Genomic DNA, 1828 nt, shown 5'->3' with positions numbered 1-1828 from the left:
ATTAGGGTTATACTAAAATAAAGTAATTAACAAACCAGTTTTTAATTATGAAAAGAATAATTAAAGTAAGACTTTATCCTATAAAAGAACAAAGAAATGTCTTAAAAGAACTACAAATTAGGTGTAGTAAACTATACAACTATGCCAACTATTTAACAAGACAAAATTATTTCAAGACAGGAAATATATATAATTACAATACATTATGTAAACTTCTCAAAGATACGAAAGATTATAAAGCATTACCATCTGATATAGCACAGGAAGTTTTAAAGAAACTATCAGAAGATTGGAAATCATTTAAACAGTTAAAAGAATTACAAAAGAAAGGAAAACTACCACCACATATTGAAAAAGTATCTCCACCAAAATACAAGAAAAATAGAAAGTTAAACAAAACTATACCTATGAATATTTTTATAAAATCAAGTAGGAGTTATAAGTTAACTGATTATGGATTTGAATTTGCAACACCAAGAGATTTAAGTAACAAAAGATTGTTTATACTTGCAAAGTACAATATTCCATACAAACAATATTCTTTAAAAAGAGCAGAAATTATAAATAAAAGTGGCAAATGGTATGTATACATTTCCATTGAAATTCCTGAAAGTCAAAACAAAAAGAATAGAAGAAATTATGCAAGTATAGATTTTGGAGCAAGAAATTTAATAGCAGTTGCGATTTATAGAGAAAAACAGAAAACAGTAAACATATACCAGTTTAAATCAAAGGAATTATGGAAAGAATTTAAATATTGGGACAGGCAAATAGAAAAATACCAAAGCAAAATAAATAAACAAGGAATACATAAAACGAGAAGATTAAAAAGATTATATGATAAAAGAGAAAAGAGAATAAAGCAGGCTATAAATTCTATGATAAACAAACTAATAGAACTATTAAACAGATATAATGTGAAAACATTGTATATAGGGGATTTAACAGGAATAAGAGATAATATTGATTATGGCAAATATTTAAACAAGCTATTGCATAACTTTTGGATAAGGAGCAAAATTCAAACACAAATAGAATATAAAGCAAAAGCAGAGGGAATAGAGATTATATCTATTCCTGAATACTATACATCAAGCAAATGTATAGTGTGTGATAGTAAAACAGAAAGACCTGTTAGAAGTGTAGTTATATGTAAAGAATGTAAAACAAAAATACATTCTGATACATTAGGAGCTATTAATATATTATTTAGAGGGATAGGGAAAGATATAAACATAAAGAAAATAAATGAAATACATTTTGTATTTAGATATAAGCAGATAAACAGATGGATATTTGTTTATAAAAGGTACTACGAGCAGACCACTAATAAAGAGTGGACAGGCAACCAACCTGCCTTTAGGTTAATTAATGCCTATAAAAACATACCTACCTTTTTAAAGGTAGGTAGTTGATTTTATGGTATCAAAAATTCTCTCCCTTATTTCCACAGGAAAGTTATACTGCTGTTCTAAATGCAGTATTAGTTCCTTTAAGCTTTCCTTCATTTTTTCTATAATTTCTATTGATGAAATTTCGTTATATCTAATTGCAAGTGAGTATGTTAAAAGCTTTGCAAAACTTTCTGATGTTTCCCAGTCCATATTTTCTGTTATTCTCTTTTTTCTCCCTCTATGAGTTGCTATATCTTCTATATCAAATTGCTCTGCTAATACATAATCCACAGCATGAACTCCTATATAGAATAAACAAACCCCTTGTATAAATAATGAATCTGAATATGCATCCAATATTTCATCTATTTTTCCCTCATGAAAACTACTATCAGGCAACCTTTATTAAACCTTTATATGGTTTTATATTTCTT

At 27.0% G+C, this 1828-nt stretch carries 2 protein-coding genes; one reads left to right on the top strand and one right to left on the bottom strand.

The window, feature by feature from the left end; translation table 11 throughout:
• Positions 1 to 47 precede the first annotated feature (47 nt).
• A complete protein-coding gene (locus HG1285_RS03040; RefSeq protein WP_008288975.1) occupies positions 48 to 1415 on the top strand; it encodes an RNA-guided endonuclease TnpB family protein in 1368 nt (455 codons plus the stop codon).
• On the opposite strand, the gene HG1285_RS03045 is transcribed toward HG1285_RS03040, so the two are convergent.
• Positions 1398 to 1793, bottom strand: a complete 396-nt coding sequence (locus HG1285_RS03045) for a hypothetical protein (RefSeq protein WP_008288974.1) — start codon at positions 1791 to 1793, stop codon at positions 1398 to 1400. The genes HG1285_RS03040 and HG1285_RS03045 overlap by 18 nt on opposite strands.
• Positions 1794 to 1828: the final 35 nt, after the last annotated feature.

Source organism: Hydrogenivirga sp. 128-5-R1-1 (assembly GCF_000171895.1).
Note: the sequence above shows the minus strand (reverse complement) of the source record. Positions and strands in the feature narration are given on the sequence as shown.